Source organism: Tepidimonas sp. (genome assembly GCF_029335975.1).
Classification (GTDB): Bacteria; Pseudomonadota; Gammaproteobacteria; order Burkholderiales; family Burkholderiaceae_C; genus Tepidimonas.
On record NZ_JARJMT020000199.1, the window covers coordinates 1 to 7,634 of the forward strand.

Genomic DNA, 7,634 nt, shown 5'->3' on the forward strand with positions numbered 1-7,634 from the left:
CAATACGCACCGTACAAAGGGATGTACAGCCCAAACGGATGCACCTGCTCGAACACCGCGCGCAGCTCGGCGTTGATGCGGCGCACCTGCTGCGGCTCGAACACCGGCGTGCCGGTGTGCAGCACCACCGCGCCGCCAGGGTTTAGGATGCGCTTAAGCGACCGGAAAAACGACTCCTGGTACAGCGAGCCGGCCGGCGTCTCCGGGTCGGTCAGATCCAGCAGGATCAAGTCGAAGCGCTCCGCGGTCTCGGCGACGAACGCCAGCCCGTCGCCGATGCGTACCTCCAGCCGCGGATCGTCGAAAGCGCCGCGGTGCACCGCGCGCAGATGCTCCTTGGCGATCGCGACCACATCGGCGTCCAGCTCGGCCAATACCACCCGCTCGATGCTGCGATGCTTGAGCACCTCCTCGGCCGCGCCACCGTCGCCGCCGCCGATGATCAGCGCACGCCGGGGCGCGCCGTGCGCCACCGCCGCCGGATGCACCAGGCACTCATGGTAGAAGAACTCCTCGCCTTCGGAGGTCATGAAATGCCCGTCGATGCGCATCGCCAAACCAAAGCGCGGTGTGCGCATCAGCTCGATCGTTTGGTACGGGCTGCGGCGGCTCAGCACGCGTTCCGTGCTGGTGTAGCCGTAGACTGCGTCGCCTTCGTCGTTGAGCGCTTCCAGGATCGTCTCTGCTGGCGGCCGCTGCTCGCCACCGCGCTGCAGGCGGTGAATCTCACTGCGACCGGGCTCGAACGCGGCCACGATCTCGCGCAGCAATGACTCGGCTTTGGCCGAGTTGTCGGTGGTGAAGTTGCAGACGTAGACATCCAGCGTCACTGCACGGCGCTCTGGCCAGGTGTGCACCGCCAGGTGCGACTCGGCCAGCAACAGCATGCCGGTCACGCCACCCGGCTGGCCGTTGTACGGCGGAAACGGATACCACGTCTCATCGACCAGGGTCAGTCCCACCCCGATCGTGTGGCGCCGGCACAGCTCGGCCAGCGCCGCCGCATCGGTCAGCAGACCGTCGGCCCCTCGGCAGTCGTACAGATCAGCCGTCAGATGAAGCCCTTGCATGGCTCGATCCCCCATCCAATCGTGTTGCACCACCAGACCGATGCGGCCTGGACGAAACCTGCTATTTTAACCCGTGCGACATCATGGCTTTACCCTGCTGTGGCGGGCGCGGCGATACCAGGCCCGCCACGGGCGTTGGGCCGCCCCAAATAAAAAGGCCCCGCGCGGGGGCCGAAGGGTTGGGCAGCCGCGCCGAGCGCGACACAGGCCTGAGATCAGCGGAAACGCGACTGCGGCTTGGTCGCCAGCTCACCGGGCAAACCAGCCAGATAGTTGGCGATTTGCTTGAGCTCGGCGTTGCTGAATTGCTGCGCGATGCCGCCCATGATGGGGTTGGCACGGCCGATATGGGGGTTGCCCTGCACGTTGTACGACTTCAGCGCCACGTAGAGGTAGTCGGCATGCTGACCGGCGATCTTGGGATAGCTCGGATCGATGGGCTTGCTGAAGTTGGCCCCGTGGCACGAGGCGCAGGCGCCTTTTTCGAGCAGCGCAGCGACGGCCGCCGGTGCCGCCTTGGGCTGTTCAGGGGCGGTCACCCCGGCGTTGTGCCCGGCGTAGAACGCCGCCAGATCGGCAATATCCTGGTCCGACAGCGAGCCGGCAATGCCGCGCATCGTGGGATGCTTGCGCTCGCCCTTGCGGTACGCCTGCAACGCAGCGGTAATGTACGGCGCCGACTGGCCGGAGATCTTGGGGACTTTGTGGACCTCTGGAAAGCTGTTCTGGTAGCCGGGGATGCCGTGGCAGCCGATGCACATGGCCGCCCGGGTCTCGCCAGCCAAGGCGTCCCCCGCCAGCGTCTGGGCTTGCACGCCCAAAGCAGTCACAACCGTCGCGCTTGCGACAACGGATTTCAGCAGAGAGGTTGTCTTTTGGTTCATGATGCAAGCTGGATCGAGAGGACATTTGACAAAAATCAATAGCCCATTATATAGACTCGCTTCATCCGTGTACCCCCATGAAAACCATGCGTTTTACCGGCTCCTCCTCCTACGTGGCAACCCCCGATCTGCTGTTGGCCGTCAACGCTGCCATCCGGCTGCAGAGACCGCTGCTGCTCAAGGGCGAACCCGGCACCGGCAAGACCATGCTGGCCGAGGAGGTGGCGCGGGCGCTGGACATGCCGCTGCTGCAGTGGCACCTCAAGTCCACGACCAAGGCACAGCAGGGCCTTTACGAATATGACGCGGTCAGCCGCTTGCGCGACAGCCAGCTCGGCGACGATCGGGTCAAGGACATCCGCAACTACATCGTCAAGGGCGTGCTGTGGGAGGCCTTTGCCACCGAGCATCCGGTGGCGTTGCTCATCGACGAAATCGACAAGGCCGATATCGAATTCCCCAACGACCTGCTGCGCGAGCTCGACCGCATGGAGTTCCACTGCTACGAGACGCGCGAGACCATCCGTGCACGGCATCGACCGCTGGTGTTCATCACTTCCAACAACGAGAAGGAGCTGCCCGACGCCTTTCTGCGCCGCTGTTTCTTCCACTACATCAAGTTCCCCGAGCCCGCCACGATGAAACAGATCGTGGAAGTGCACTTCCCCGGCCTGAAGGACGAGCTGGTCGGCGCCGCGATGCGGACCTTCTTTGACATCCGGCAACTGCCGGGGCTGAAGAAGAAGCCCTCCACGTCGGAGCTGCTGGACTGGCTCAAGCTCTTGGCCGCCGAAGACATCGCCCCGAGCGCGCTGCAGTCGGCCGACGGCAAGCTGACGGTCCCCCCACTGGTGGGCGCCTTGCTCAAGAACGAGCAGGACCTGGTGCTGTTCGAAAAGCTGGTCTTCATGAACCAGCGCAACCGGTAACGGTTGTGGTGCCATGTTGATCGCATTTTTCTATGCCCTGCGTGCAGCCGGACTGCCCGTTTCGGTCAAGGAGTACCTCACGCTGCTGCAAGCCCTGCAGGCCGGCGTGGTCGGCCCGCTCAATCCCGAGGCCTGCTCGATCGACGATTTCTACTACCTGGCCCGCACCACCCTGGTCAAGGACGAAAAGCACTACGACAAGTTCGACCGCGCCTTCACCGCGTACTTCCATGGGGTGGAGCAGATCGCCGACTTCACCAAAGACATCCCCGCCGACTGGCTGCGCCAGACCCTGGAGCGGCTGCTGTCCGAGGAGCAAAAGGCCAATGCTCCACGGCTGGAGTGGGACCAGTTGATGGAGGAGCTGCGCAAGCGCCTGCAAGAGCAGAAAGAGCGCCACGCTGGCGGCAGCAAGTGGATCGGCACAGGCGGCACCAGTCCGTTCGGCCACGGCGGCCACAACCCACAGGGTGTCCGCATGGGCGGCAAGGGGGGTGGACGCAGCGCCGTCAAGGTGTGGGAGCAGCGCGGCTACCGCGACTACGACGACACGCAAGAGCTGGGCACGCGCAACCTCAAGATGGCACTGCGGCGGCTGCGGCGCTTTGCGCGCGAAGGGTCGGACCTGGAGCTGGACCTGCCCGACACCATCCGCGCTACCGCGGCCAACGCGGGCTATCTGGACATCAAGATGGTGCCCGAGCGGCACAACCATGTGAAGGTACTGCTGCTCATGGACGTGGGCGGCACCATGGACGAGCATATCCAAAGGGTGGAAGAACTGTTCTCGGCCGTGCGCGCTGAGTTCAAACACCTGGCGTTTTACTATTTCCACAACTGCGTGTACGACTATGTGTGGAAAAACAACCGCCGCCGCTACGCCGAGAAGCACCCAACTTGGGACGTGATTCGGCGCTACAACAAAGACTACAAGCTCATTTTCGTGGGCGATGCCACCATGAGCCCCTACGAAATTCTGCAGCCCGGCGGCAGCGTCGAATACCACAACGAGGAAGCCGGTGCCGAGTGGCTGCAGCGCCTGACGCACGCCTTCCCGCGCTGTGTCTGGATCAATCCCGAGCCGCAGGGCCTCTGGGAATACCGACAAAGCATCTCGATCATCCAGCAGCTGGTGGGCGGGCGCATGTTCCCGCTCACGCTCAAAGGGCTGGAGGATGCAATGCGCCTGCTGTCCAAATGACGTTGCGCCAGGCAGCCATACCCCCTCCCCGGTACAATCAGGGCGTGATTGCCCGCCGTAGTTCAATGGATAGAACGGCCGCCTCCTAAGCGGCAAATCCAGGTTCGATTCCTGGCGGGGGGACCCATCGCTGGCCGCGCTGCCTGGGCCTGCTCCATCAGCCAGCAGCCGCCTCGCCACGGCGCATGGCGCGGCTGAGCAGCACCACCGGAATCAAACCCACCGCCACCAGGGCAAGCGCGGGTAAGGCGGCTTCGCCCAGGCGTTCGTCGCGGGCAAGCTGATGCGCTACCACCGCCAGCGTGTCGTTGCCGAAAGGCCGCAGGACCAGCGTGGCGGGCAGTTCCTTCATCACATCGACGAACACCAGCAGCAGCCCGGCCAGTGTGGAGCGCCGCAACAGCGGCCAGTGCACGCGCCACCACAATGCGGCACCCGACACCCCCAGGGTGACGGCCGCATCGTCCCAACTGGCAGGTATGCGGCTGTAGCCGCTTTGCACCGACTGCAGCGCCACTGCCGTGAAGCGCACCAGATACGCCCAGACGATGCCCAGCACCGTGGCCGTCACCCAGTACGACACCGAGCTGTCCGGCCAGCGGGCCTGTGCCCAGCCCACGGGCATCAGCAGACCGACCACGACCACGGCCCCTGGCACCGCATAACCTAGGCCCACCACGCGCACCGCCCAACGGTTGAGTATGCTGGGCGCTCGCCGCCATGCATGAGCCAGCGCCAGCGCCGCCCCCGCGGCGAGCAGCGCGCTACTCCCAGCCAACAGTAGGCTGTTGCGCGCCCATCCGCCAAAGGCGTGCCAGGGCAGCTCATCCCAACCCTCAACCATGGGACGTACCATGAAGACCACTGGCAGCGCGAAGCCGAACACGACGGGCAGCCCGCACACGACCCAGGCCAGCGCTGCCTGCCGGCCTGCCAGCCGCACCGGCAGTGCTTCGCTCCCCTGGCGCTGGGCACGGGCAGCGGAAAACCGCAGCCGCCGCTGGGCTCGCCTTTCTGCCCAGAGCAACAGGGCCACGGTGGCCAGCAACATCAGGGCGAGCTGTGCCGCAGCGGTGCGGTCATCCATCACCAGCCATGCCTTGTAAATACCGGCGGTAAAGGTTTGAACTCCGAAATAGCTGACCACCCCGATGTCGGCGAGCGTCTCCATCAGCGCCAGGGCGATGCCGGCCGCGATGGCCGGGCGCGCCAGGGGCAACGCCACCTCGCGCAGGCGCCGACCCAGCGGTGCGCCCAGCAGCCGAGCTGCCTCCAGCAACTGGGGCGCGCGCTCGGCCAGCGCTGCGCGCGCCAGTAGGTATACGTAGGGGTATAGGGTGAAGGTGAACACCCAGGCTGCGCCCCAGGGATTGCGAATCTCGGGAAACACCCGCCCCTGCCACCCAAACGCCTCGCGCAAGGCGGTCTGCAGCGGCCCGGAAAACTGCAAAAAATCGGTGTAGGCATAGGCCACGACGTAGGCCGGCATGGCCAGCGGCAGCAACAGCAGCCACTCAGCGGTACGCCGTCCGGGGAAATCGAACAGCGTCACCGCCACCGCCGTTGCCGACCCGACCAATCCCACTGCCGCCGCCACGCCCAGACACAGCCAGATGCTGGTCCACACATATCCAGGCAACGCCGTCGCCGCCATCTCGCGCAACACATCGGCAGATGCAGCATCCCACGCCCATGCGGCAATCACCAAGGCGATCACCGGTAAGGCCAGTACAGCGGCAAACAGGGACAGTCCCGTTTGCAGCAGCGACTGGCCGATCGCCCATTGGTGGTGCCATCGGCGGGGCAAGGTCACTGCGCCGTTCGACGCGTAAGCTATGTTGGTTGGGCGATTCATGCGAGGACACAAATGAGAATACGCATTATCTACAATACAGGGATGGATCTCACCGTCACTCAGGTTTCCGTCCGTTACCCGCGCGCACCGCAACCCGCCGTCGATGGCGTCACCCTGGGCCTGCGCGCGGGCGACATTGGCGTGCTCATCGGACCGTCAGGCTGCGGAAAAACCACGCTGTTGCGCGCGGTGGCAGGATTGGAGCGCATTGACAGCGGCATCATCGCGCTGGGGGGCGAGGCGGTCAGCGGTGACGGGGTACATGTGGCGCCAGAGCACCGGCGCATCGGTATGGTGTTTCAGGACTACGCGCTGTTCCCGCACCTGAATGTGGAGCGCAACGTGGGCTTCGGCCTGGCGCACTGGGATGCCCAGCGGCGCCGCGCGCGCGTGGCCGAAGCGCTGGGTTTGGTGGGTCTAGAGGGCCTACAGCGGCGCTACCCGCATGAACTCTCTGGCGGCCAGCAACAGCGCGTGGCCTTGGCGCGGGCGCTGGCCCCGCAGCCACGCCTGCTGCTGCTGGACGAGCCGTTCTCTAATCTGGACGTGGATTTGCGCGAGCGATTGGCACACGAGATCCGGGCCATCATCAAGGCGGCCGGCATTACGGCGCTATTCGTCACGCATGACCAGATGGAGGCCTTTGCCATCGGGGATGTCATCGGTGTGATGCACCAGGGCCGGCTGCATCAGTGGGATAACGCCTACGCGCTTTATCATCGGCCCGCGACGCGCTTCGTCGCCGAATTTATCGGGCACGGCGTCTTCGCGCCGGCGCGTATCTTGACGCGGGGCCAGCAGGTGGTGGTGCAAACGCCCCTGGGCGAGCTCGAAGACATGGCCGAGTGCCCGTTGCCCAGCGCTTTCCCAGAGGGTTTGTGTGAGGTGCTGCTGCGCGCCGACGACGTGGTGCACGATGACGCCTCGCCGTTTCGCGCCGAAATCGTGCGCAAGGCGTTCCGCGGCGCGGAGTTCCTGTACACCTTGCGGCTGGCCGACGGCCAACTGCTCCAGGTGCACGTGCCCTCGCACCACGACCATGCGATCGGAGAATGGATCGGCATCCGCGCTGCGGTGGATCATGTGGTCACATTCGCGCGCGGTGCTGGGGCGGCCGCTCCGCCCGCTGCGGCGGTGCGCCAGCCGGCGCCCGAGCCGGCGTGACGCTGGACGGCCATCGACGGATCAGGCCCCGACCGGCAAGCCCGCAGCGCCGGACAGAGCCTGCGGCTCGCGCGGCAACAATTCGCCCAGCACGCGGCACACCGTTTCGTGTTTGGCGTCCACCAACTCTGCCAACACCCGCAGCGGCGGCAGATGACTGCGCAAGCACGCCAGGCCCTCGACGTCGCCAAGCACATCCGGCCGCGCCAGCAGCCGCAGCAGCGCGGCCAACCGCTGGCGCACCGAGCCGGTGCGCAGCAGCGCCATGGCATGCGCTCGCTCGGGCTGCTGCAGCAGCGCCTCGGTCAGCCAGCGGGCGCGTTCGTCGTCGCTGGCGGGCTGCAACGGCCCCCGCAACGTCACCGGCGTGACTGCCGTGGCGCGCCAGCCATGCGGCTGGCCGGCGAGCACATCCAGCCCCAGCCAGTCGCCTGGCTCGGCCAGCATCACAAGCAGCGGCCCGCTGCGGCCGTCGCGATCCAGCCGCACCAAGCCGCGTTCGACGCGCCAGGGACCGACGCAGCCGCCGAC

General features: G+C 65.9%; 7 protein-coding genes and 1 tRNA gene. 4 read left to right on the forward strand and 4 right to left on the reverse strand.

Features of this window, described 5'->3' with window-relative positions; genetic code table 11:
• Together speE and P3W97_RS10945 are read right to left on the reverse strand one after the other, a co-directional pair.
• The coding region (speE, locus tag P3W97_RS10940) for a polyamine aminopropyltransferase (protein ID WP_300846665.1) at nucleotides 1–1,070 on the reverse strand (1,070 nt) is incomplete at its 3' end.
• A 215-nt stretch (nucleotides 1,071–1,285) separates the two neighbouring features.
• A complete protein-coding gene (locus P3W97_RS10945; RefSeq protein ID WP_300846667.1) occupies nucleotides 1,286–1,954 on the reverse strand; it encodes a c-type cytochrome in 669 nt (222 codons plus the stop codon).
• A gap of 86 nt (nucleotides 1,955–2,040) precedes the next feature.
• Between P3W97_RS10945 and P3W97_RS10950 the strand changes: the two genes are divergently transcribed.
• The 3 genes from P3W97_RS10950 (at nucleotide 2,041) to P3W97_RS10960 (ending at nucleotide 4,207) form a co-directional block, all read left to right on the forward strand.
• Nucleotides 2,041–2,883 (forward strand): MoxR family ATPase, encoded by an 843-nt coding sequence (locus tag P3W97_RS10950; RefSeq protein ID WP_300846675.1) that lies wholly within the window; start codon nucleotides 2,041–2,043, stop codon nucleotides 2,881–2,883.
• Nucleotides 2,884–2,896: 13 nt separating this feature from the next.
• A complete protein-coding gene (locus P3W97_RS10955) occupies nucleotides 2,897–4,084 on the forward strand; it encodes a VWA domain-containing protein (protein WP_300846669.1) in 1,188 nt (395 codons plus the stop codon).
• A 51-nt stretch (nucleotides 4,085–4,135) separates the two neighbouring features.
• Nucleotides 4,136–4,207: transfer RNA gene (locus P3W97_RS10960), tRNA-Arg, on the forward strand.
• Between the two features lie 34 nt (nucleotides 4,208–4,241).
• Here the strand turns inward: P3W97_RS10960 and P3W97_RS10965 are convergent.
• Nucleotides 4,242–5,861: an iron ABC transporter permease gene (locus tag P3W97_RS10965; RefSeq protein WP_300846677.1), complete on the reverse strand. Its 1,620-nt coding sequence runs from the start codon at nucleotides 5,859–5,861 to the stop codon at nucleotides 4,242–4,244.
• Nucleotides 5,862–5,981: 120 nt separating this feature from the next.
• On the opposite strand from P3W97_RS10965, the gene P3W97_RS10970 reads away from it, so the two are divergent.
• Nucleotides 5,982–7,103 (forward strand): ABC transporter ATP-binding protein, encoded by a 1,122-nt coding sequence (locus P3W97_RS10970; RefSeq protein WP_300846671.1) that lies wholly within the window; start codon nucleotides 5,982–5,984, stop codon nucleotides 7,101–7,103.
• Nucleotides 7,104–7,124: 21 nt separating this feature from the next.
• Here P3W97_RS10970 and P3W97_RS10975 read toward each other — a convergent pair.
• The coding region (locus tag P3W97_RS10975) for a hypothetical protein (protein WP_300846673.1) at nucleotides 7,125–7,634 on the reverse strand (510 nt) is incomplete at its 5' end.